Source organism: Conexibacter sp. DBS9H8, from assembly GCF_023330685.1.
Taxonomy (GTDB): domain Bacteria; phylum Actinomycetota; class Thermoleophilia; order Solirubrobacterales; family Solirubrobacteraceae; genus Palsa-465.
This window is the reverse complement of record NZ_CP097128.1, coordinates 2,703,844-2,725,955: the sequence shown is the minus strand read 5'-3', so window position 1 is coordinate 2,725,955 and position 22,112 is coordinate 2,703,844. Positions and strand designations below refer to the sequence as shown.

The 22,112-nt window shown below is 70.2% G+C and carries 19 protein-coding genes, 1 tRNA gene and 1 other RNA gene; 12 read left to right on the top strand and 9 right to left on the bottom strand.

Features of this window, described 5'->3' with window-relative positions; genetic code table 11:
* Window positions 1-5: 5 nt before the first annotated feature.
* Complete coding sequence (locus tag M3M55_RS12955) at window positions 6-1,421, top strand: MlaD family protein (protein WP_249009920.1); 1,416 nt, start codon at window positions 6-8, stop codon at window positions 1,419-1,421.
* Between the two features lie 168 nt (window positions 1,422-1,589).
* Here the strand turns inward: M3M55_RS12955 and M3M55_RS12950 are convergent, their stop codons facing one another.
* The 3 genes from M3M55_RS12950 to M3M55_RS12940 all read right to left on the bottom strand — a co-directional run bounded on the left by M3M55_RS12950 (window position 1,590) and on the right by M3M55_RS12940 (window position 5,963).
* Entirely contained in the window at window positions 1,590-2,408 is an 819-nt protein-coding gene (locus tag M3M55_RS12950) for a hypothetical protein (protein WP_249009919.1), read from the bottom strand.
* A complete protein-coding gene (locus tag M3M55_RS12945) occupies window positions 2,405-4,879 on the bottom strand; it encodes an AAA family ATPase (RefSeq protein ID WP_249009918.1) in 2,475 nt (824 codons plus the stop codon). Before M3M55_RS12945 ends, M3M55_RS12950 begins: the two co-directional genes overlap by 4 nt.
* Before the next feature lie 67 nt (window positions 4,880-4,946).
* Window positions 4,947-5,963 (bottom strand): N-acetylmuramoyl-L-alanine amidase, encoded by a 1,017-nt coding sequence (locus M3M55_RS12940; protein WP_249009917.1) that lies wholly within the window; start codon window positions 5,961-5,963, stop codon window positions 4,947-4,949.
* Window positions 5,964-6,050: 87 nt separating this feature from the next.
* Between M3M55_RS12940 and M3M55_RS12935 the strand changes: the two genes are divergently transcribed.
* From M3M55_RS12935 to M3M55_RS12925, 3 genes are all read left to right on the top strand, one after another.
* On the top strand, window positions 6,051-6,377 hold the full coding sequence (locus tag M3M55_RS12935; RefSeq protein WP_249009916.1) for a hypothetical protein: 327 nt from the start codon (window positions 6,051-6,053) through the stop codon (window positions 6,375-6,377).
* A gap of 63 nt (window positions 6,378-6,440) precedes the next feature.
* Window positions 6,441-6,836, top strand: coding sequence for a lipopolysaccharide assembly protein LapA domain-containing protein (locus M3M55_RS12930; protein ID WP_249009915.1), 396 nt, complete (start codon window positions 6,441-6,443; stop codon window positions 6,834-6,836).
* A 57-nt stretch (window positions 6,837-6,893) separates the two neighbouring features.
* A complete protein-coding gene (locus M3M55_RS12925) occupies window positions 6,894-8,771 on the top strand; it encodes an acyl-CoA dehydrogenase family protein (RefSeq protein WP_249009914.1) in 1,878 nt (625 codons plus the stop codon).
* Window positions 8,772-8,831: 60 nt separating this feature from the next.
* Here M3M55_RS12925 and M3M55_RS12920 read toward each other — a convergent pair whose 3' ends face one another.
* Window positions 8,832-9,758, bottom strand: a complete 927-nt coding sequence (locus tag M3M55_RS12920; protein WP_249009913.1) for an alpha/beta fold hydrolase — start codon at window positions 9,756-9,758, stop codon at window positions 8,832-8,834.
* Window positions 9,759-9,829: 71 nt separating this feature from the next.
* Window positions 9,830-9,914 (bottom strand) — tRNA-Leu (locus tag M3M55_RS12915).
* 108 nt (window positions 9,915-10,022) lie between these two features.
* Between M3M55_RS12915 and lexA the strand changes: the two genes are divergently transcribed.
* Together lexA and rnpB are read left to right on the top strand one after the other, a co-directional pair.
* Window positions 10,023-10,646: a transcriptional repressor LexA gene (lexA, locus tag M3M55_RS12910; protein WP_249009912.1), complete on the top strand. Its 624-nt coding sequence runs from the start codon at window positions 10,023-10,025 to the stop codon at window positions 10,644-10,646.
* 232 nt (window positions 10,647-10,878) lie between these two features.
* Window positions 10,879-11,211, top strand: an RNA gene (gene rnpB / locus M3M55_RS12905) — RNase P RNA component class A.
* A gap of 26 nt (window positions 11,212-11,237) precedes the next feature.
* Here rnpB and M3M55_RS12900 read toward each other — a convergent pair.
* Window positions 11,238-11,753 carry a GNAT family N-acetyltransferase gene (locus tag M3M55_RS12900; RefSeq protein WP_249009911.1) on the bottom strand — a complete coding sequence of 172 codons (516 nt, stop codon included), beginning with the start codon at window positions 11,751-11,753 and terminating at the stop codon, window positions 11,238-11,240.
* Window positions 11,750-12,547, bottom strand: coding sequence for an enoyl-CoA hydratase-related protein (locus M3M55_RS12895; RefSeq protein WP_249009910.1), 798 nt, complete (start codon window positions 12,545-12,547; stop codon window positions 11,750-11,752). The genes M3M55_RS12900 and M3M55_RS12895 overlap by 4 nt, the downstream gene beginning before the upstream one ends.
* Before the next feature lie 22 nt (window positions 12,548-12,569).
* Here M3M55_RS12895 and M3M55_RS12890 point away from each other — a divergent pair, with 22 nt between their 5' ends.
* The 6 genes from M3M55_RS12890 to M3M55_RS12865 all read left to right on the top strand — a co-directional run bounded on the left by M3M55_RS12890 (window position 12,570) and on the right by M3M55_RS12865 (window position 20,981).
* A complete protein-coding gene (locus M3M55_RS12890) occupies window positions 12,570-15,632 on the top strand; it encodes an AMP-binding protein (protein WP_249009909.1) in 3,063 nt (1,020 codons plus the stop codon).
* 128 nt (window positions 15,633-15,760) lie between these two features.
* A complete protein-coding gene (locus tag M3M55_RS12885) occupies window positions 15,761-16,927 on the top strand; it encodes an ABC transporter substrate-binding protein (protein WP_249009908.1) in 1,167 nt (388 codons plus the stop codon).
* A 51-nt stretch (window positions 16,928-16,978) separates the two neighbouring features.
* Window positions 16,979-18,748: an iron ABC transporter permease gene (locus M3M55_RS12880; protein WP_249009907.1), complete on the top strand. Its 1,770-nt coding sequence runs from the start codon at window positions 16,979-16,981 to the stop codon at window positions 18,746-18,748.
* The gene (locus M3M55_RS12875) at window positions 18,745-20,007 is read left to right on the top strand and encodes an ABC transporter ATP-binding protein (protein ID WP_249009906.1); all 1,263 of its coding nucleotides are present in this window, start codon (window positions 18,745-18,747) and stop codon (window positions 20,005-20,007) included. The genes M3M55_RS12880 and M3M55_RS12875 overlap by 4 nt, the downstream gene beginning before the upstream one ends.
* 36 nt (window positions 20,008-20,043) lie before the next feature.
* Window positions 20,044-20,790: a COG4280 domain-containing protein gene (locus M3M55_RS12870; protein WP_249009905.1), complete on the top strand. Its 747-nt coding sequence runs from the start codon at window positions 20,044-20,046 to the stop codon at window positions 20,788-20,790.
* Window positions 20,787-20,981, top strand: coding sequence for a hypothetical protein (locus M3M55_RS12865; RefSeq protein WP_249009904.1), 195 nt, complete (start codon window positions 20,787-20,789; stop codon window positions 20,979-20,981). The genes M3M55_RS12870 and M3M55_RS12865 overlap by 4 nt, the downstream gene beginning before the upstream one ends.
* 28 nt (window positions 20,982-21,009) lie before the next feature.
* Here M3M55_RS12865 and M3M55_RS12860 read toward each other — a convergent pair whose 3' ends face one another.
* Entirely contained in the window at window positions 21,010-21,156 is a 147-nt protein-coding gene (locus M3M55_RS12860; protein WP_249009903.1) for a hypothetical protein, read from the bottom strand.
* A gap of 104 nt (window positions 21,157-21,260) precedes the next feature.
* Window positions 21,261-22,112 carry a CoA ester lyase gene (locus tag M3M55_RS12855; protein WP_249009902.1) on the bottom strand — a complete coding sequence of 284 codons (852 nt, stop codon included), beginning with the start codon at window positions 22,110-22,112 and terminating at the stop codon, window positions 21,261-21,263.

Genomic DNA, 22,112 nt, shown 5'->3' with positions numbered 1-22,112 from the left:
CGCCTGTGGTAACGCGCGCCCCCTCTCTCAAGGCGATCTCCATCTCCATCGGCTTCGCCCTGTCGTGTGTGGGGTTGATCATTTTTGTGTGGGTGGCGTTCGGTGGGTCCGTGCCGTTGGCGCCGCAGGGGTATCGGGTGTCGGCGGTGTTCAATGAGACGGGCCTGTTGGTGCCGAATGCGGATGTTCGGTTGGCGGGGGTGAATGTGGGGAAGGTTGTGTCCGTTCGTCCGGAGGGCACCAAGAGTTTGGTACTGATGGATCTGGAGCAGCGGTTTGTGCCGATCCCGGCGGATACGCGGGCGATTCTGCGTGAGAAGACATTGTTGGGTGAAGCGTATGTGGAGTTGTCGTCGGGGAATCGGTCGGGGCCGAAGTTGGCCGACGGGGGGACGATTCCGAACGCGCAGGTGGGGTCGACTCAGCAGTTGGATCAGGTGTTGAACGCCTTTACGCCGCGCGTGCAGCGGGAGTTTCAGGCGTTTTTGGGGGGGACGGGTGCGGCCCTGGCGGGGCGGGGGCAGGATCTCAACGATGCGTTCGGGAATCTCGGTCCGGCGGCCTCGGAGTTGGATGCGTTGGCGGGTGTGCTGAATGGGCAGGGCCCGGCGTTGTCGGCGATGGTGCGGGATTCGGGGACGGTGTTGTCGGTGTTGGGGCAACGGGGGTCGCAGTTGGGGTCGTTGGTGTCCTCGGGCGATGCGGTGGTGTCGGCAACGTCGGCGGAGGGGCGGTCCTTGACGGCGGCGGTCCGGGCGTTTCCGGCGTTCCTGGTGCGGGTGCGGTCGGGGTTGGTGGCGGTGAACCGGACGTTGGGGGTTCTGCGGCCGTCGTTGGATGCGTTGTCGCCGGTGGTGGGGTTGGTGCGGCCGGCGTTGGTGGATCTGACGGGGTTGTCGGGATCGTTGGTGTCGCTGCTGGCGCGGACCCCGGCGGTGTTCGGTGAGGCTGAGCGGGTGTTGCCGGATGTGACGCGGTTCCTGTCGGGGCTCAAGCCGGCGGTGGACACGGTGTTGCCGTTCGCCGAGCAGGTGGTGCCGGTGATCAACGTGGTGTCCGATTACCGGTCTCAGCTGGTGTTGGGGATGGCTGATCTCGCCGCGATTCTGCAGGCGCGGTCGGCGGCGAACACGACCTCAGACGCTCTCGGGGAGCCGGTTGGGGTGGCGAACTACGTCCGGCAGGTGTTGACGTTCGGGCCGGACTCGGCGTTCGGGCAGAGCACCCGCAATCCGGCGGTTCGGTCCAACACCTACTTTGCCCCGGGGGCGTTGGCGGCGATCGGGAACGGGGGTGAGGCATCGGCCAGTTGTGCGGGGACGGGGACGGGCAACGTTCCCTGCCGCCTCCAGCCCGGGTTCGCCTGGGGCCACGGCATCCCCACCGGCTACTACCCCCACGTCAAGGCGGTCAAGCCGTGAGCCTCGACCCGCCGCCCGCCCCGGGCGCCGGTTTGTGTGATCGCTGCGTCCACCAGCGCCGTGTCCCGACGAGCCGCGGCTCGGTGTTCTCGCTCTGTCGGCGCTCCGTCGCGGAACCGGAGCGCTTCCCCCGCTACCCCCGGCTTCCCGTGCTGGCCTGCGCGGGCTTCACTGCGCGGGCAGCGGATTGAGGACGAGCAGGTTGCTGCCGGTCTGCTCGGTCTCGACCCGCTCGGCGAACAGATTGCGGCTTGTGATCGTGTCGACGAGTCCGGCCTCAGTGGTCTGTTTCCATGCCTTCAGCTGCGCGAGGGTGGGCGGGTACTCCTGCAGTGTCGCGTCGGCCGGCTGGGCGAGGAGGGGGGCGATCTCGGACCGGACGAACAGGACGGCGACGGTGACCGGATGACCGTGCGTTGAAGCGCTCGACCGCCCGGGAGGGAGTACGGCGACCACGTTCTCGCTCTTGGGCAGGTACTCAAAGGTGTACATCGCCAGCTCCAGCGCTTCCCGGCGCAGCAGCAGCAGCCGCAGCGTCGAGGGTGTCCCGCCGAGCGCACAGTTGGGGCCGCCCTGGCCGCACAGGTCGTAGGCGACCGTCTCACCGCTGAGCGGCCGCAGGGTCGGTGCCGACCCTGCGCTCGCCGTGTTGAGGGCGACCGTCAGGCCATTGCCGGTGAAGCTCCCGGACGCCGTGAGCTGGGTGACGTTCACCGGGGTGACCACCGCCAGCTGCTGTGAGTTCGTGAGGCGGTAGAACGGCGCGATGTAGTCGGCAATCTGGGTCGCTCCCTCATTGCCGCCCGCGCTCGGGTGCCAGCTCGACCACTCAAGGGTTCTCGGCGTTCGGGCGTTCGCGTTCTGAGAACTCACGCGACCGTGCGCGATCACCACGGCGGCGGCGATCGCGATCGCCCCGACCCCGATGCCCAGCAGAGCGGCGAGTAAGACGCGGAAGCGGTCGGCGTGCGGACTCGGGGGGCTCATATCGTCGGCCAGGTCCGGTCGTCGGCGAGATCGATCTCCGGACGCCTCAGCCCGACGTCGTTGAGCAGGGCCGTGACGTCATCACCGTGGATCTCCCGCTCGGCAGACAGCCGCTCGGCGATCATCTCGACCTGGGCCCGGTTGCTCACCATCAGGCTGTAGGCGCTGACGTAGGCCTGTCCGAGGAGGATCGCCGCAGCACGCTGCTTGCCGGGGCTGGAGAGGACGGCCGCGAGCGGATCGGGCGCGAAGGCCGAATCGCCGGAGGCTCGATTCATGATCTGGCTGCCGATTTGCTCGAGGCGCCGGTTGACGAGTTCCTCTCGGTCGAGCGCCGCCCGCAACCGGTCATGGCCTGACCCGTCCGGCCGATCCTCCTCCCGGGCGACGATGTCGATCGCCACCGGCTCGGGACCCATCCCCCACAGGCCGACCATCGCGGCGGCGGTCCGCGTCGCGCTCTGCAGGTCTCCGGAGACGCCCTGGGAGTTCTCTCCGTAGAAGACGTGCTCGGCGGCCATCGCCCCGAGCGTCATGACGAGGCTGCCCATCACTCGGCTGCGGAAGTGCGAGAAGCGCTCGTCCTTGTCCATCCCCTGGTAGTGGCCGAGGGACGCACCGCGCATGCGGATCGACAGGCGGGTCGAAAGGATCTCATCGCCGAGGTAGACGTGGCCCGCAGCGGCGTGCCCGGCCTCGTGGATCGCCACCGCGCGGGTTTCCGCGGGAATGTATTCGATGTTCGTCGCCGTTCCGGCTTCGACGGTCGTCATCGCGTCGAGGATGTCGCGGCGGGAGAACACGGGCCGGCCCTCGGAGTGGGCGATCGTGAGCGCCATGGAGCAGGACTGCTCGATCATCGCCGGCGAGTAGCCGCTCGTAATCCGGGCCAGTTCGTCTCGGCCCGCGTCGGTGTCGAGGTCGGGTTCGTGGGCGACCCGGGAGATGTAGAGGTCGAAGATGTCCTTGCGATCCTCCTTCGTCGGGGTACGGAACCAGATGTGGCGGCCCATCCGGCCCGGGCGGGTGAGGGCCGGGTCGAGGACGTCAATGGGGACGTTGCAGGCGCCGATGAAGTAGATCTCCTCCTGGCGAGGGCGCGCCGCCGGGAGACGCAGGGGGATGCGACCCAGGCGCTGGGGGATGACGAACATCGCGTCGAGGAACGTGTTGAACCGGTTGGTGAACCACTTGCGCACCGCCGGCGGTTCGCCCATCCCGTCCATCACGACGAGGAGGGCGTTGAGCGCGTTGCCCTGGCCGCCGAACATGCCGGGGATCGCCGCGTTGGCGCGCGCCCGCAGGCGTGCCCCGAACCCGTCCGGCGTGCTGGCTCCGGCCGCCCGCATCGCAAACAGCTGATCGCGCCACTGACGGGTCTCGATGATCAGGTCGCCGGTTGGGGTAAGGGAGCCGTGCGGACCGTAGAAGTTGAGGTCGGTGACCGAGGACGGTGCCGCCGGGTACCCGCCCCGGGGGTCGTTGGCGCCAAGCGCCTGACGGCGCATCCCGACTGCGTCGATCTCGTCGATGAAGACGATGCACTGGCCGCCCCACTTGCGGGCGAGCTTGCGGGCGCGCCGGGCGAGGATCTGCACGGTGAGCGCGTCCAGCCCGATGAACATCTGCGCGAAGCCTGACCCGGGGATCGTCACGAACGGCGAGTTGAACGAGGTCGCGATCGCCTTGGAGATCATCGTCTTACCGGTACCGGGAGCGCCGAGGAACAGCAGACCTCGCTCGCGCTTGCCGCCGGCCTGCTCGAACTCCTCGCCCGACTGCCACAGGCTGATCACGCGGGAGATCTCCTGCTTGGCCTCGGCTTGGCCACGCACGTCCTCGAGCTTGACCCCCCAACTCGCATCACCCGGCTCGTAGCTCTTGATGCTGCGGGCGGAGATCCACAGCATCGGCCCGAGGAAGATCCCGAGGTTCAGCAGGATGAACAGCGGAAACTGGATGAACAGGGTGAGGAACTGAAGGACGATCTGGGGAAGGTCGGCGGCGGGCAGCACCTTCGACAGCTCGCGGCCGGGATGCCAGAAGTCCCCGTGCACGCCGCCGCTGGAGGCCATCACCGAGATGAGCACCAGGTACAGGAGATAGAGGCCGAATAGACCCACCGCGAGGGTGGGGATGCGCCGCCACCACGTGCGCCAGAACCAGTAGCGTCGCCGTGCGACGATGTCATCGGCCTTGAGCGCCTGGTTGGACCCGAGCAGGCTGGGGGAGGGGATCAGTCGGCGGGCGATGACCTCGACGAGGCCGCGGAACAGCACGACGGCGACGATCGTGAGCAGGACCGACGCCGGTAGGCTGACGCGGTGGGAGTCGTGGAGGACGACGAAGAAGGCGGGCGAGGTGAGGAGCGCCACGGACGTCGCGACGCGCGTCAGGGTGCGCCACTCACGAGCGAGTGCGGTGGCGTGCTGGGGGGCCCGGAAGCTGGTCGTCTCCTCGGCGTAGGACATGCCCGACCCGGAGCTTACCGTCCCATGCCGCAATCCCAAGCGGGCCGGGCGATCCTGCGCCGATTCTTCAGTTCCGGCCGACCCTGAAGAACTGTTCGACGGCGGTGGCGATCCCGGAGGCGATCACCCGTTGACCCCGGGTCGAGTTGGCGATCGAGCCCTCGAACGGATCGGTGATGAACAGCGGCTCGATCACCGCTCCGGGCATCTCTGAGGGGGTCGAGAAGTAGCCGGCCTTGGCGGGGCCGAGTTCGAGCAGGTGGCCGTAGGTCTCGGCGGCCGAGCTGATCGCCGAGCCGAGCCCACTGTCGAGCTGAACCCCCTCGGACGGGATCTGCCAGCCCTGGGCGTTCATCGCCGCGAGGGTGTCGTCCTGGACGAGGGTGGCGAGGCGCAGGTTGGCGGAGGCGAACCGCCGCGCCGCATCCCATCCGGTCACCGACCCCGCGTTGTTCGGGGCTCCGGCGTCGAAGTAGATACCGATCAGCGCCTGGGCGTGGGCGTCATTGGCGCAGATGGCCCGGGCGGCGACGTCGGCATGCACGCCCGCCGCGGTGAGCAGACGGCCGGACACGTCGGCAGGCCCGAGCCGGGCGACGGCGCCGCTGCCGCTGTCGGTGCGGGAGACGACGACGCGAAAGCCGGCGGAACGCAGAAGCGCCGCGGCGTCGAGTTCGACCGGGAGCGTCTCATCCGCCTCATAGATGGTGTGGCCGCTCTCGGTCACTCCGACCGAGCCGGGGTCGAGTCCGCCGTGGCCCGCATCGAGAAACACCGTGTGGTGGTTGTCGCCCCGCGTCGGCGGATAGGCGACGCACGCCCCGACCGCGAACGCCGATGGGTTCACCGGCGTCCCGCCCGCCGGTTCGATCCCCGCGGCTGCACTGCCCGCCCCGGCGGGCCTCGGGCCGGCGGGGCGCCCGGCGGCCATCACCGCGACCGCGATGAGCGTGAGGGCGAGGACCGTCAGCGCGCCGAGCAGCGGTGCGCGCTTCTGCGCGACGCGGAAGCGTCGCCACGGTGAACGTGCGGGTGGCCGGCGGGTCCGCGGCCGACGGCGCGACGGAGAGGACGGGGACGGCACGACTTCCCGAGTATCGGCCCGCGGGGTAAAAGCGGTGTGTGCGGCAGATTAGGTTGTGTGAGGACGGATCGGGCTACCCTCACCGCCATGGGCGTCATCACCACCCGCTACCGGTCGCTGTGGACTCTCGCGCTCGCGCTCCCGCTCCTCGCCGGGATCGTCGCCTTCTTCGTTGAGGCGTCCGTGGCCACCGGCCGGCCCTGTACGAAGACGGACGCGAGCGGGCTGCTCTTCGACGTCGTCTTCATCGCCATCGCGCTTGTGCCGGCGTTGCTCGTCGCGGGGGTCGGATGGCGCAGCCGCCGGGAGGGCGCCGAGACCGTCGGCCCGTTCATCCTCAGCACCTGCCTGTCGGTGTTCCTCGTCTTCATCGGTCTCGCGGCCGCCTGGGGCGGCAGTGGCTGCATGACCTGAGAGCACCTGACCGGACGGCGGTGTGCGCTATCCCCCGGCGGAGAGGGGTAGAACTGACAGACCATGACTGACGAATCCCTCTCCGCCTCCGACGCCGATCGACCCCCGGCCGGTGAGCCCCCCGCCCCCGCCCCCGCCCCTGCCCCTGCCCCTGCCCCCGGCCCCGGACCGGGCCCCCCGCCGGGCCGGGGGCCGCGCCAGACGCTCGCCGGGCGGGTCTGGGTGGCGATCGGCGCCGCGGCGATCCTGCTCGTGCTGGTGATCATCTTCATCGCCGAGAACTCGCAAGCGGTCACCGTCTCGTTCCTCGGAGCCCGCGGGCACATCTCCGAGGCGCTCGCGCTGCTGATCGCGGTCGTCCTCGGAATCGTCATCACCCTGCTCGTCGGCAGCGCCCGGATCGTCCAGCTCAGCCTCGAGGTCCGCCGTCACCGGCGCCGTCTGCGTGAGTTGAGCTGAGCCTCCTAATACTCTTGAGCGGAGAATTGATTAGCCCCCACTAAGGACGGGAGAACGATGAGCGCTACGCACGTATCGGAGAAGGAAGCCCGTGAGGTCGCCGAGGCGGCCCGTGAAGCGGACTGGAAGCTGCCGAGCTTCGGCAAGGAGATGTATCTCGGCAACTTCCGCTTTGACCTCATTCACCCCCAGCCCCGGCTCGACCCGGCCGCCGTCGAGAAGGGCGAGCGGTTCCTTGCGACCCTCCGCGAGTTCCTCGCCTCGTCGGTGGACCCGCTCGAGATCGAGCGCGATGCGAAGATCCCCGACCACGTCATCGACGGCCTCAAGAAGATCGGTGCGCTCGGCATGAAGGTCGCCGAGGAGTACGGCGGGCTTGGGCTCAGCCAGGTCTACTACAACAAGGCGCTTGCGCTCGTCGGGGTCTGGCATTCGGCGCTGGCGACCCTCCTGTCGGCCCATCAGTCGATCGGTCTCGCCGAGCCGCTGCGGATGTTCGGGAACGAGGCCCAGAAGCGTGAGTGGCTGCCCAAGGTCGCCACCGACCACATCTCCGCGTTCCTGCTGACCGAGCCCGACGTCGGATCGGACCCGGCCCGGCTCGGGACGATCGCGACCCCGGTCGAGGGCGGCTACCGGCTCAACGGCAAGAAGCTGTGGGCGACCAACGGCGTGATCGCCGACGTTGTCGTCGTGATGGCGAAGGTGCCCAAGGGCATCGAAGGCCACAAGGGCGGCATCTCGGCCTTCATCCTGCCGACCGACACCGACGGGGTCAAGGTGCTGACCCGCAACGCGTTCATGGGGCTGCGCGGGATCGAGAACTCGGTGACCGAGCTCACCGATGTGTTCGTCCCCGCCGACGCCCTCGTCGGACGTGAGGGAGACGGGCTCAAGATCGCCCTCTCCACCCTCAACACCGGTCGGCTCGCGCTGCCCGCGATCTGTGTCGGCGTCTCCAAGTGGGCGACGAAGATCGGTCGGGAATGGGGCAACGAGCGGAACCAGTGGGGGCGCCCGGTCGGCCAGCATGACGCGGTCGCTCAGAAGCTCGCCTTCATCGCCGGGTCGGCCTTCGGTCTCGAGGCGATGCTCGACGTCGCCTCTCGGCTCGCGGACAACAAGTCCAACGACATCCGCATCGAGGCGGCGATCGCCAAGCTGTACGGATCCGAGCTCGGCTGGAAGGTGATCGACGAGCTCGTCCAGATTCGCGGTGGTCGTGGCTATGAGACGGCGGCTTCGCTCAAGGCCCGCGGGGAGAAGCCGGTCCCGGTCGAGCAGGTGTTCCGGGACATGCGGATAAACCGCACCTTCGAGGGGTCGACGGAGATCATGCACCTGCTGATCGCCCGTGAGGCCGTCGACCAGCACCTCGCCGTCGCCGGTGACATCCTCGACCCGGAGACCGGGCTGTCGGAGAAGGCCAAGTCCGCGAAGGCCGCCGCGGCCTTCTACGCCAAGTGGCTGCCCAAGCTCGCCTCGGGAGAGGGGTACAACCCGTCCTCCTTCAGCGAGTTCGGTCCTCTCGCCAAGCATCTGCGCTACGTCGAGCGTGGTTCGCGGCGCCTCGCCCGCCAGACCTTCTACGGGATGGGGCGCTATCAGGCGGCGCTCGAGTACCGCCAGGCCTACCTCGGACGGATCGTCGACATCGGCGCGGAGCTGTTCGCGATCGCCGCGGCAGTCGCCTACGCGGACACGATCGGGCGCGAGCACCCAGAGCGCAAGCAGGAGGCCATCGAGCTCGCCGACCTGTTCGCCCACCAGGCACGCCACCGGGCCGACACGCTCTTCCACGAGCTGTGGACGAACACCGATGACGGGAACAAGGCCGGCGCCAAGGGCGTCCTCTCAGGTCGCTACCTGTGGCTCGAGGACGGCATCATGGACCCGTCGGGTGAGGGGCCGCTGCTCGGATCCGAGGCCGTCTGAGCTCAGTGTCGTGCGCTGTGGCGGTGGGCCGGCCCTGTGAGGCCGGCCCACCGTCTGGCGTCACCGGCGGGCTGCCGGGTCCGCGGGCGACTGGTGGACGTGGTCGGAGATGAGCTCGATCAGTCGGGGGCGGGCGCGACGGGGCAGCTCGTGTCCCATGCCGGGAATCGTCACCAGCCGGGCGCCAGGGATCGCGCGCGCCGTCGCCCGGCCGCCGCTGGGGTGGACCATGCGGTCGCGGTCGCCGTGGATGACAAGCGTCGGGGCCGCGATTTCGGCGAGCTCCGCGGTGCGGTCGCCGCTTTTGTAGATCGCACCGATCTGACGGGCCGTGCCGTGGTGCGCGTTGGCGCCGTCGCCGCGGTCATAGGCGTCGAGGGCGAGCGCGCGCAGCTCCTCCCGATCGAGCGGGAAGCCCGCCGAGCCGATGATCGCCATCATTGCCACGAAGGCGCTCGCGTTCGCCTCACGCTCACGAGCGGGAGGCGAGGCGACGGCGAGCAGGGCGCGCGGATGCACCCACCCGTTGTGCAGGTGGCCGGTGTTGGAGAAGATCGAGGTGAGCGTCGCCGTTCGGTCCGGATAGCGGGCGGCGATGGTCTGGGCGATCATGCCGCCCATCGACATCCCGACGACGTGGGCGCGCGGCACCTCGAGCGCGTCGAGGACGGCGACGCTGTCGGCGGCCATGTCGGCGAGCGTGTACTGGGCGGCCGGGAAGCGGCGGAGGATCTGGCGCCAGAGGACGGGGGGGCGGAGGCGCACTCGGTCGGAGCGGCCGATGTCCCGGTTGTCGTGTCGGATGACGAAGAAGTCGGCGTCGACGAGCCCGTCGACGAAATCGGCGGGCCAGGAGATGAGCTGTTGGCCGAGGCCGGCGATCAGGAGAATCGGCTCGTTCCCGGGGTCGCCGTCGGTGCGGAAGCAGATCCTCAGGCCGTCGGGAGTCGCGGAGAAGCGGTCAACGTCTGCGGTGTCGGTGGACATCAGGCTCCTCGGTTCGCCAAAGTGAGCGGGGGCCCCGCGCCTGTGTCGCGGAGCCCCCGGTGCTCATCCAGTGCGCGCGAGAGGACTCGAACCTCCACGGATTATGCATCCACAAGGCCCTCAACCTTGCGCGTCTACCAATTCCGCCACGCGCGCTGGAGGCGGCGAGTATAGCCGCGTGCGTGGTTCCGTCCGCGGTGCGAGTATCGTTCGAACACATGTTCGGATCACAGCGATCGCGGCGGCTCGAAAGGGGGCGCTGAGGTGGACCTCACCAAACGCCAGCAGGAGATCTTCTCGTTCATCCGCCGTTACACGGAGGACAACGGCTATCCGCCGACGGTCCGCGACATCGGCCGTGCGGTCGGGCTTGCGTCGTCCTCGACGGTGCACGCTCACCTCGCCAACCTCGAGAAGCTCGGGTTGCTGCGCCGTGACCCGACGAAGCCGCGGGCGCTTGAGTTGCTCGACCGGGCGGTCGAGGGAGCGCGTGGCCTGGTCGGCGGGGCGGGGGCCGGCCTGCCGCTGCTGGGACAGGTGGCGGCGGGAGCGCCGCTGCTTGCGGAGGAGAACATCGAGGAGTACGTGCCGACGCCGCAGGTCGCGGGGGGCGGGGAGGGCGAGTACCTGCTGCGGATCCGCGGCGAGTCGATGCGGGACGCCGGCATTCTCGACGGGGATCTCGTCGTCGTCCGCCGTCAGGAGAGCGCCCGGGACGGTGAGATCGTCGTCGCCCTCGTCGGCGGCGAGTCGGAGGCGACGGTGAAGCGGTTCTTCCAGGAGGCCGACCACATCCGCCTGCAACCCGAGAACGCGACGATGGCGCCGATCCGCTCGCGGGAGGTCCAGGTGATCGGCCGGGTCGTCGGGTTGATGCGGAGTCTCTGATGGGGGCACTTGCCGTGGACCGACAGCTTGACCTCTGGTCAGAGGCGCGGGCGCGAACGGCGGTGGGTGGTGAGCGTACGCTTGAGGATCTCGTCCTCGAGCGATGGGAGGCGCTCGCCGCCCACCGCCCGGTGCCCTGTCCGGTCTGCGGGTCGGCGATGACGGTCCGCGGCGGGGTGAGGCCGATGACGGCGCGTTGTGCGGGGTGTGGGTCCGAGCTATGCTGAGCAGCGCAGGCTGAGCAGTCGCGGGGACGCTGCGCGTCCTCGAGGAAAGTCCGGACATCACAGGGCGAGGTGGTCGGTAACGCCGACCCGGGGAAACCCGCGGGAAAGTGCCACAGAAATAACACCGCCTAAGCCCGGGGCCGCTGCAGCGTCCTGGGCCGGTAAGGGTGAAATGGTGCGGTAAGAGCGCACCGGCGTCGCGGTGACGCGGCGGCCAGGTAAACCCCACCTGATGCAAGGCCGAGCAGGACCGTTTGTAGGTTGCCCGCCAAGGTCCGGGTAGGCCGCTTGAGATGGATGATTGCTCACGACAGGATCCGGCTTACAGGCCTGCTAAGGAGAGGCCCCGCTCTGCGGGGCCTCTCTATTTCCCAGGCCGGTGCGGTTCGGCGGCGGCATCGAGCGCGGCGCCGCTGAGGCGGTGCAGCGGCCACTGCCCGTAGCGGCGGGCGCCGAAGCGCTCGTAGAAGTCGAGCGCGGGTGTGTTCCAGTCGAGGGCGACCCACTCCAGTCGTGCGCCTTCGCGGGCGATCACGAGTCGGGCGAGATGGGAGAACAGCGCGGCGCCGAGCCCGGTGCCCCGGTAGGCGGGGCGGACGTAGAGATCCTCGAGCCAGATGCCGGGCCGTCCCTCCCAGGTGGAGAAGGTCTCGTAGAACACGGCGTGGCCGGCGATCGCAGGGGCACCGGCGGGCCGGTGAGACGGTGCCGGCTCGGCGATGATCGCCTCGGCGACGGGGCGCGGGCCGAACAGCGCCGCGTGGAGGTCGGCGGGCGTCGCGCGAACGGCGTCGGGGTCGCGCTCGTACTCGGCGAGTTCGACGACCATCGCGTGGATCTCAGCGACGTCCGCAGGCGTGGCGGACCGGACCGGGCTCATTCGCCGCGGAAGCGGGCGGGGCGGCGCTCCAGGAACGCGCTCACGCCCTCGACGAAGTCGGCTGACTCCCCGCGCTCCTGTTGGAGGACCGCCTCGCGCTCGAGCTGGCGCTCGAGCCCCGGGAAGCAGGCGTCGTCAAGCAGCGTCTTGATCGCCGCGTAGGCGCCGGGCGGACCGGCGGACAGGCGGCGAGCGAGCGCCGTCGCAGTGTCGGTGAGCTCCGTGTCGGGGACGACGCGGTTGACGAGTCCCCAGCCGAGCGCCTCAGCGGCGGACAGGCGGTCCGCGAGCATCGCCAGCTCGACCGCCCGCGTGTAGCCGACCCGGCCCGCGAGCAGGGTCGAGGCTCCGCCGTCGACGCTGAGCCCGATGTTGGCGAAGGCGAGCAGGAAGTAGGCGGACTGGCCGCAGACGATCAGGTCACAGGCGAGTGCGAGTGAGGCCCCGACCCCGACGGCGGCGCCGTTGATCGCCGCGATCACCGGGATGCCGAGGCGCCGGACAGCGAGGATCACCGGGTTGTAGAGGTCGTGCAGCCGTCCGTACAGGTCGGGCTTCCCGTCCGCGGTGAGCGGCATCTCGCTGCGCAGGTCGGCCCCGGAGGAGAACGCCCGCCCGGCCCCGCAGATGAGCAGCGCCCGCGCCTCCGGGTCGGCCGCAACCCCGGCGAGCGCGGCGGCGAGGTCGTGACCGAGCTGGGCGTCCCATGCGTTGAGGGCCTCGGGGCGGTTGAGGGTGAGCGTCACCACTCCGTCGCGGCTCTCCAGCGTCACCGTCTCAAAGTCAGCTCCCATGCCCGAGAATGTAGTGCGAACCATGCGACTGCTTCCCCAGACTCTCACGCGGCCGGTGGGGCGCCTCGGCGCCGCGGCACAGAATGCCCTCGAGGTCGCCCGTTTTGGCGGCCTCAGCACGGATGATCGCCCGTCCCCCTATGAGGTCGTCTCCGAGCATCGCGTGTTTCGGTTGCGCCGCTACTACCCGGACGCCGAGAAGGCCGGCGTGCCGCCGGTGCTGCTCGTCCCGCCGCTGATGCTCGCTTCTGAGATCTACGACGTCTCCACCCAGACGAGCGCGGTCACACTGCTCGCCGAGCACGGCGTCGACCCGTGGCTCGTCGACTTCGGGGCTCCCGAGCGAGAGGAGGGCGGGCTCGAACGGACCCTCACTGACCACGTTCTCGCGATCGACGCCGCGGTGAGTGAGGTGCGGGCCGCGACCGGACACGACGTTCATCTCGCCGGATATTCCCAGGGTGGGATGTTCTGCTATCAGGTGGCCGCCTACCGCCGGAACGCCGGGATCGCCTCGCTGATCACGTTCGGCTCGCCGGTCGACACCCAGCTCGGTATGCCCTTCGGGCTTCCCGAGCAGCTCGCGACGATCGGAGCGGGGGTCCTCACCAACCGGGTCGTCGGGGAACTGCTTCCCGCGGTGCCGGCGTGGGTGAGCCGGACCGGCTTCCGGCTGCTCGACCCGGTCAAGTCGATCCGCAACCGGATCGAATTCATCATGCGTCTCCACGACCGCGAGGCGCTCCTGCCCCGGGAGGGGCAGCGCCGGTTCCTTGAGGCGGATGGGTGGGTGGCCTGGCCCGGTCCGGCCCTCGCCGACTTCCTCGAGCAGTTCATCAGCCACAACCGCATGCTCCAGGGTGGCTTCGTGATCGAGGACCGCCTCCTCAGCCTCGCCGACATCCGTTGTCCGATCCTGTCGGTCGTCGGCACCGTCGACGAGATCGCTCCGGCGGCCGGGGTGCGTGCGATCCGCCGGGCGGCCCCGCGGGCGGAGGTCTACGAACTCGCGCTCAAGGCCGGTCACTTCGGCCTCGTCGTCGGTCAGACTGCCAACACCGAAAGCTGGCCGGTCGTGAGCCAGTGGGCCCGCTGGCGGGCCGGTGATGCCGACCGGCCGGCGGCGATCGTCCCGGTCACCGACGGCGACGATCCGCCCGCGACGGTCACCGATCGCCTCAGCGGAGGCGCTGGGCGAGTCGGCTACGGCCTTGAGCTCGCCGGTGGTGTCTCCGGGGGAATCGTCCGCCAGGCGCTGCGCACGACCCAGCGCACGGTCGGCGCGGTGAGCGAGATCACCCGGGAGGCGGCCGGGCAGCTCCCGCGCCTCACTCGACTTGCCCAGATCGAGCCGAATACGCGCATCTCGATCGGGTCTCTCGTCGAGGAGCGCCGCCAGAAGTCCCCCAACGACATCTTCTTCCTGTTCGGTGATCGCGCCTACACGGCGCGTGACATCAACGAGCGCATCGACAACGTCGTACGCGGGCTGATCGCGATCGGGATCCGGCACGGCGAGCGGGTCGGGGTGCTGATGTCCTCCCGCCCGAGCGCGCTCGCGCTGGCGATCGCGATCAACCGCCTCGGGGCGGTCGCGGTGCTGCTGCGCCCCGACGGGGACGTCGCGGCGGAGGCCGCCCTCGCCGACCTGCGTCTGATCATCGCCGATCCGGAGCGAGCGCCGCTCGCCGCCGGGGTGGCGACGGTTCACAGCTTCGTCCTCGGCGGCGGAGGCGGTCCGCGTGACCTTGGTGTTCCCCTCAGCGCGGACATGGAGCAGATCGACCCGGAGGCGGTCGCGCTGCCCGGGTGGTATCAGCCTGACCCCGGTCGGGCCAAGGATCTCGCCTTCATCGTCTTCACCGGTGCGGGCCCTCACATCCGGATGCACCGGATCACCAACAGCCGGTGGGCGATGAGCGCATTCGGGACCGCCTCCTCAGCGGCGCTCGGCTCTTCCGACACCGTCTACAGCGTCACCCCGCTCTACCACCCCTCCGGCGTGATGACCGCCATCGGCGGCGCGGTCGCCGGCGGCGCTCGGCTCGCCCTCGCCACCCAGTTCGACCCGGCGACCTTCTGGGAGGAGGTCCGCCGCTACGGGGTGACCGTCGCCTCCTACACGTGGACGATGGTGCGCGAACTCGTCAACGCGCCCGAGAACCCGGGCGAGCGCCACCACTCCCTGCGCCTGTTCATCGGCTCCGGGATGCCGACCGGCCTCTGGCAGCGAACCCAGAGTCGCTTCCGGCCTGCCCGGGTGCTCGAGTTCTACGCGGCGACCGAGGCGGGCGCGATCCTCGTCAACCTGTCCGGCGCCAAGCCGGGGGCGATGGGGCGTCCGCTGCCGGGTTCCGCCGAGGTCCGGATCGGCGCCTATGACCCCAGCACGGGCGATTATGCGCTCGATATCCGCGGGTTCGTCCGGCCCGCCGCCCCGCATGAGACCGGGATGCTGCTCGCCCGGGCCGCGCCCGGGCAGGCTCACGACAGCGGCGTCCTGCGCGGCGTGTTCGAGCGTGGTGACGCCTGGATCGAGACCGGCGACCTGTTCCAGCGGGATGCCGACGGCGACTACTGGCGGATGGACGGAATCAACGACGTGATCGCCACCGACCGTGGTCCGGTGTTCCGTTCCCCGATCGTGCGGGCCCTCAACGCCCTCCCGCCCGTCGATCTCGCCGTCGCGGTCGGTATCGGGGCGCGCGGATCCGGAGATGGCTCCGAGATCGCCGTTGCCGCGGTCACCCTTCAGGACGGGCGGGAGCTGCAGCAGCGCGACCTCACCGCTGCGCTCGCGCCGGTCCCGCCCGCCCAGCGTCCCGACGTCGTCTGTGTCGTCGCCGAGATCCCCGTCACCACCTGGTACCGCCCGGACACCGGACCCCTGCGCCAGAAGGGGGTGCCCGTGCCGGCCGAGGGGACGCGCCCGGCGTGGTATCTCGATCGGCTCGCGAGCGTCTACCGCCCGCTCACCCCGGCCGCCCACGCGCGCCTGTTCGGGCGAGTCGGGTCAGAAGCCGGGCCGGCCGCGTCCGCCGCCTCGGCGCCGGAGTCCCCGGCGCCGCTGCCGGCCGGCGAATAAGGGCGCCCTGAATTACATCTCGGCAACACGGCCCCATCCGAGGGCCCCGACACTGAGCGGCGTCCAGGTTGGGGCGGAGCGCGTTCCGTCCGTCCCGTCCGTCATCTCAGAGAAGGAGCCCCTCCGCCGTGCACCTCCACCCCCGGACGGCCCTTGGTGCCGCCGCCGCCCTCCTCGCTGCGACCGCGATCAGCGCCTGTGGGTCAAGCTCGACCACCACCCACGCCGCCGCGCCGGCCGCCACGAGCGCGTCGCCCGCCACGACCGGCACGGCGAGCACTGCCGCTACGGCGAGCGCTGCCAGCTCGGCGACGAACGTCCCCGGAGCGGACCTGCACGCCAACCACGGCGCCGGCAAGGGCCCGACGCTGCTGGTGTACTCCGCTCAGGGCTATGACATCAACACGGTGAAGGCGTTCTCGGCGGCGACCGGTGTGCCGACTGAGCTTGTCGACGACTCGACCGGGCCGCTGCTCGCGCGCATCCAGGCCGAGAAGGCCGACCCGCAGTGGGGACTGCTGTGGGTGGACGGAGCGACCGCCTTTGCCTCGCTCGATCAGCAGGGCCTGCTCAGGAAGGGACTCCAGGTGCCCCCGCTCAACGCCGCCGGGGAGAAGGTCGTGCCTTCGGACCACAGCTTCGTGCCGACGGGGATCACCATGGGCTGCACGGCGATCTACAACGCCAAGCTGCTGCCGAACCCGCCCAAGACGTGGGCGGGCCTGCTGTCGGCGAGCCTGAAGGGGAAGGTCGGCATGAACGACCCGGCCGTCTCGGGCCCCACCTATCCGTGCGTCGCCGGGATCATGCAGATGATGGGCGGCGTCTCCGCCGGCGAGAGCTACCTCAAGAAGCTCAAAGCCAACGGCCTCCACGTGTCCCAGACCAACGGGGACACCCTCCACCTGCTCACCACCGGTCAGATCGCGCTCGGGCTGATCCAAAGCTCGGCGGCGATCGGCGCCGCGGCGACGACGCCGGGGCTGAAGGTCGACTTCCTCCCCGACCTCACCGTCCTCCCCTCCGCGATCGGGGTCGACGCCAAGGCGCCGGCGGCCGTCCAGGCGGAGGCGCAGAAGTTCATCAGCTACGTGCTCAGCCCGGCCGGGCAGCACCAGATGCAGACCGGCGACCCGACCGGCGACTCCCTCTACTGGCCGGTGGCCCCCAACACCGCGCCCAAGAGCGAGCTGCCGGCCTTCTCGTCCCTGTCGAGCCAGACGATCAACCCCTACACGTGGGGGGCGCGGGAAGCGGCGATCAACGGCTGGTTCACGAACAACATCGCCCAGTAGTGGGGTGGACGGGTCGGTGCCGATGACGTCGAGCAGGGCGGTGAGGCGCCCATGAGCGTCCTCACCCCGGCCCGCCGGCGCGTGGGATCCCTGCGGATCCCACGCGTCCGGCCCCGTCTCGGGCTGAGCACGGTGATGTTCACCGTGCTCGCCGTGCTGGTGATCGTCCCGATCGGCGCGTTCCTGCTCGTCTCGGTGAGTCCGCGCTTGTTCGTCCAGGGACATCAGTGGTTCACCCTCGAGTACTTCGGTCAGGCCTTCAGCGGCGCCTCCCTTGCCTCCCTCAGCCGGACGGCGCTCGTCGGCGTCGGCTCGGCGCTGCTGGCCGTCACCTGCGGGCTCCCGCTCGCCCTGCTCGTCCACCGCACCAACGTGATCGGCCGGCGGCTGTGGAGCGTCGGGATCTGGGCGCTGCTGCTCAGTCCGAGCTACCTCGTCGCGATCGGCTGGGAGCGGTTGTTCGAGCCCGCGGGCGTGCTCGACCACGCCGGACCACTCCTCACCAGCGTCGCGACCTTCGGCCGGGGTCCGCTGTACGGGCCGGTCGGGATCATCCTCGTCGACGGGCTCAAGGGCGTGCCGTTTGCCTACCTCGCCGTCTCCGCGGCGCTTCCCGGGCTCGGGTCGAGCTTCGAGCATGCCGCTCGCGCCCACGGGGCCGGCCGGCTCGGCGCGCTGCGGGTCGTGCTGCCGATCATCGCCCCGGCGATCTGGACGGCCCTGGCGATCGTGTTCGCCGAGACGATCAGCGACTACGGCGTCGCCACCACCCTCGGGTACGACTCCCAGTACTTCCTTGCCACCTACGCCCTCTACAACGCCGTCTACAGCATTCCGCTCAGCTTCCCCCTCGCCGCGTCGATCGGCTGCACGCTCGTCGGGCTCGCCGGGATCGCCCTCTTCGCCCAGCGCCGCGCCCTCAACGGCCGCGCCTATCGCGTCCTGTCAGGCCGCACCCGCCCCTGCAGCCGCCACCAGTTCCGTCCCCTCGGCCAGGTGGTTGCCGTCGGGGTGGTCGTCGTCTTCTTTCTGATCGCCCTCGGTGTGCCGATCGTCGGCGCGGTGAGCGCATCGCTGCTCACGAACGACGGCAGCATCTTCGGCGGCTCCGGGCTCACTCTGCACTATTACGCAGAGGTGCTGCGCGACGGCGCATTGACTGCCCCGCTCCTGTACTCGCTGAAGCTGTCGCTCATCTGCGCAGCGGTCGTGATGGTCCTCTCCGTTCCGGTCGCGCGCCTGCTCACCCGTCAGAACACCGGCCCGGTCGGGCGCGTACTCGACCTCGTCCTGCTCGGCGCCGTCGCGCTCCCCTCCCTCGTGATGGCGGCCGGCTACATCCTCATCTACAACCTGCCCCTGATGCACTCGCTCGGCCTCGCCCTCTACGGCACGACGTTCCTGCTCACCCTCGCCTACATCGCCGGGGCGTTGCCGAACAACTCGCGGATCCTCGTCGGTCCGCTCGCCCAACTCGACGACGGCCTCCTCACCTCCGCGCGAACGCACGGGGCGAGCGGCCCGGTCGCGTGGGCCCGGGTGGCCCTGCCGGTCCTCTCCCGCTACGTCGTCTGGGTGTGGCTCTACTGCTTCGCCGGCACGTTCTTCGAGCTGCCGATCTCCGAGTTCCTCTACCCGCCCGGAAAGTTTCCGCTGTCGGTGATGATCAACAAGGAGCTGTCCAACTATCACTACTCGGAGGGATCTGCCATGGAGGTGCTGTCGGTGCTCGGCGCGCTCGTCATCGTCGGAGTCGTCCTGGCCCTCTACCGCCTGCTCGCCCCGCGCGGCTGGCGCCAAGTCGGGGCCGCCCAGTCATGAGCGCCGCCAATGTCGAGCTGCGTTCGGTCAGCAAACGCTACGGGCAGATCGCCGCGCTGAAGGAGGCGAGCCTCACCCTCGCGCCGGGGCGCTTCCTCGTTCTGCTCGGCCCATCCGGCAGCGGCAAGACGACGCTGATCCGCTGCCTTGCGGGGATCGAGCGCCCGACCGCCGGGGAGATCGAGATCGGCGGGCGCCTCGTCGCCTCCGACCGCGTCCACGTCGCCCCGGACAAGCGTGATCTCGGCATGGTCTTCCAGGACTTCGCCCTGTGGCCGCACCTCACCGTCAGCCAGAACGTCGCCTTCCCGTTGCGCCGGCGGTCACTCTCCCGGGTCGAGGGCCTGGCGCGGGCCGCCGCGATGCTCGACAAGGTCGGCCTCGCCGCCTACGGCGAGCGGTACCCGCACGAGCTCTCGGGCGGCCAGCAGCAGCGGGTCGCGCTCGCGCGGGCGCTCGTGGCGAGGCCGGGGGTGCTGCTCTTCGACGAGCCGTTGTCGGCGCTGGATGCGAACCTGCGCGAACGGCTGCGAGTGGAGATCGGCACGCTGTCGCGCGACCACGGCGCCACCGCCGTCTACATCACCCACGATCAGGCCGAGGCGTTCGCCCTCGGGGATGAGATCGGTGTCCTCGAGAACGGGGAGCTCGTCCAGATCGGCGCGCCGGAGACGATCTACCGGACCCCCGCGAGCCCGTTCATCGCGCGTTTCACCGGGGTCAGCGGCACCCTGCACGGTCGGCTGCTCACCGGCCCGCGGAGCTGTCCCGGCCGCGGGCGGGTGCTCATCCCCAGCGACGATCCGCGCCGCCAGCTCGAGCTGGCGGCGACCGTCCTCGCCCCGTTGCCGGCCGGGGCGGCCGTGCAGGTGCTGTTGCGCCCGACGGCCGCCCGGATCGTCCGGCGCGGCGCCCGGGCCGCCTCGCTGCGCGCAGTTGTCCGCGACGGCGCCTACCAGGGACGCGGGTACGTGTACGTGCTCGAGGCCGGCGCCGGAGTCTCCTTCACCGGCATCTTCGACCGCCGCTCCTTTCCACGCGGGACGGAGGTTGACGTCTACATCGACCCCGGCACCGCGCTCGTCTTTGGCGAGGATCCCCACACGCCGAGCCCGCCGCTCGCCGGGGCGGCGGTGCTCGCCGGCACCGGAGCCGGCGTTCCGGCTCGGCGCGACGAGGACGCCGGCCGGCCGATCATCCACAATGATGGTGACCAGGTTCCCGCCTGGACGGTGAACGGACCGTTCCCGGACGCCTGAGAAGGGACCCGAGCCCATGCACCAAGGACCACACCGATGAGCGCGACCCAAGCCGGGCTGGCCGTCTCCGTCTTCCTCGCTTGCGCGGTTGAGGCGGTGGAGGCGCTGACGATCGTCCTCGCCGTCGGCAGTTCCCGCAGCTGGCGGTCGGCCTACTACGGGGTTGGGGCCGCCCTCCTCGCGCTCGCCGTGATCACCGCTGCGCTCGGACCGGCGCTCACGGCGATTCCGCTCAACACGCTCCGGGTCCTCGTCGGTGGGCTGCTGCTCATCTTCGGCCTGCAGTGGCTGCGCAAGGCGATCCTGCGCGCGAGCGGGCTCAAGGCCCTCCATGATGAGGATGCGGCCTACCGGCAGGAGACCGCCGCCGCCCGAGCCGCCGGTGAGGTGCCGCCGGATCGGCTCGACGGCTACTCGTTCCTGATCGCCTTCAAGGGCTCGTTTCTGGAGGGGCTCGAGGTCGTGTTCATCGCCCTCACCTTCGGGGCCAACCAGCACGACGTTCCCCTCGCCGCGGTCGCGGCGGTGATCGCCGTGCTTGCCGTCACCGCCGCTGGCGCCGCGCTCAAGGCACCCCTCGCCCGGGTGCCGGAGAACACGATGAAGTTCATCGTCGGGGTGATGTTGACGAGCTTCGGCACCTTCTGGGGTGGTGAGGGCGCCGGCGCCCACTGGCCCGGGGCGGACGCCTCGCTGCTGTGGGTGATCCCGGTGGTCGCCCTGGTCGCGCTCGGGCTCGTCTCGGCGCTGCGCCGCCAGGTTCGGGTCGGGGTGGCGGCATGACCCGGATACAGGCCTTCCTGCGCTTTCTCTACGACTTTGTCGTCGGTGACGACTGGCGAGTCGCCGTCGCGGTGATCGTCGCCCTCGCGCTCACCGCGTTGATCGGCCATGCCGGCTGGTTCGTGCTTCCGCTCGTCGTCGCGGCGGTGCTCAGCTTCAGCGTGTTCGAGGTTGCCCGCGCCCGGCGGTGAGTGAGGTCGTCGTCCCGCGCGCGTCGCTCTAGCTGGCGGCGGTGAGCGACGAGAGGAACCGCAGCGCGCGCTGGCGCGCGAACGGTCCGACGAACCGCGCAAGCTCGCGACCGTCGGTGAGCGTGACCGCCCACCCGTGGGGCACCGGCGTCAACATCAGGGCCATCCCGGTCATCGACGCTTAACGGTACCCGCTCAACCCAAGAGAATCACGAGAAAACCCGCGGCCGAGCGTCGGCTGCGCCGGCTGGGTTGAGCTGGGGGTGGGCGGCGATGTGATCAGCCGGCGAGCGTGAGGATCCGCCGGGCCGTTTCGACATGCAGATTCTCGATCATCGCCCCGTCCACGGTGACGACGCCGGCCCCGGCCGCCTCGGCCTCCTCAAAGGCGGCGATCACCTTCTCGGCGTGGGCGATCTCCTCGGCGGAGGGGGAGAAGACGGTGTTGGTCGGCTCGATCTGCCCCGGGTGGATCAGGGTCTTCCCGTCAAAGCCGAACTGCTTGCCCTGCAGCGCCTCCGCGGTGAAGCCCTCGAGGTTCTTGACGTCGTTGTAGACGCCGTCGAGGATCATCTTGTTCGCCGCCCGCGCGGACAGGACGGCCCACTTCAGGCTCGTCAGCAGTGCCTCACGGCCGGGCGTCGCGGTCGCGTACAGCTCCTTGAGCAGGTCGTTGGTGCCCATCACGAGCACGGTGAGCCGCTCGGTCGCAGCCGCGATCGCCTCGGCGTGGAGGATCGCCGCGGGGGACTCGATCATCGCCCAGATCGCCGTGCGCTCCGGGGCGCCCGCGGCCTCGAGGGCGTCGGCGACGCCGAGCACGTCGGCGACCGAGCCGACCTTCGGCACGACGATCGCATCCGGGCCGGCCTGTCCGGCGACCTCGACGTCGCGCGCATGCCAGCGGGTGCCGATCGCGTTGACGCGGATCGTCACCGTCTTGGACGGGTAGGCGCCGACGGCGGCGGCGACCCGCTCACGGGCCTCCTCCTTGGCGGCCGGGGCGACGGCATCCTCGAGGTCGAGGATGAGCGCGTCCGCTGCGAGGCCCTTGGCCTTTTCGAGCGCGCGCTCGTTGGCGCCGGGCATGTAGAGCACCGAGCGCAGACGGATGGGGGAGGTCTCTGACAT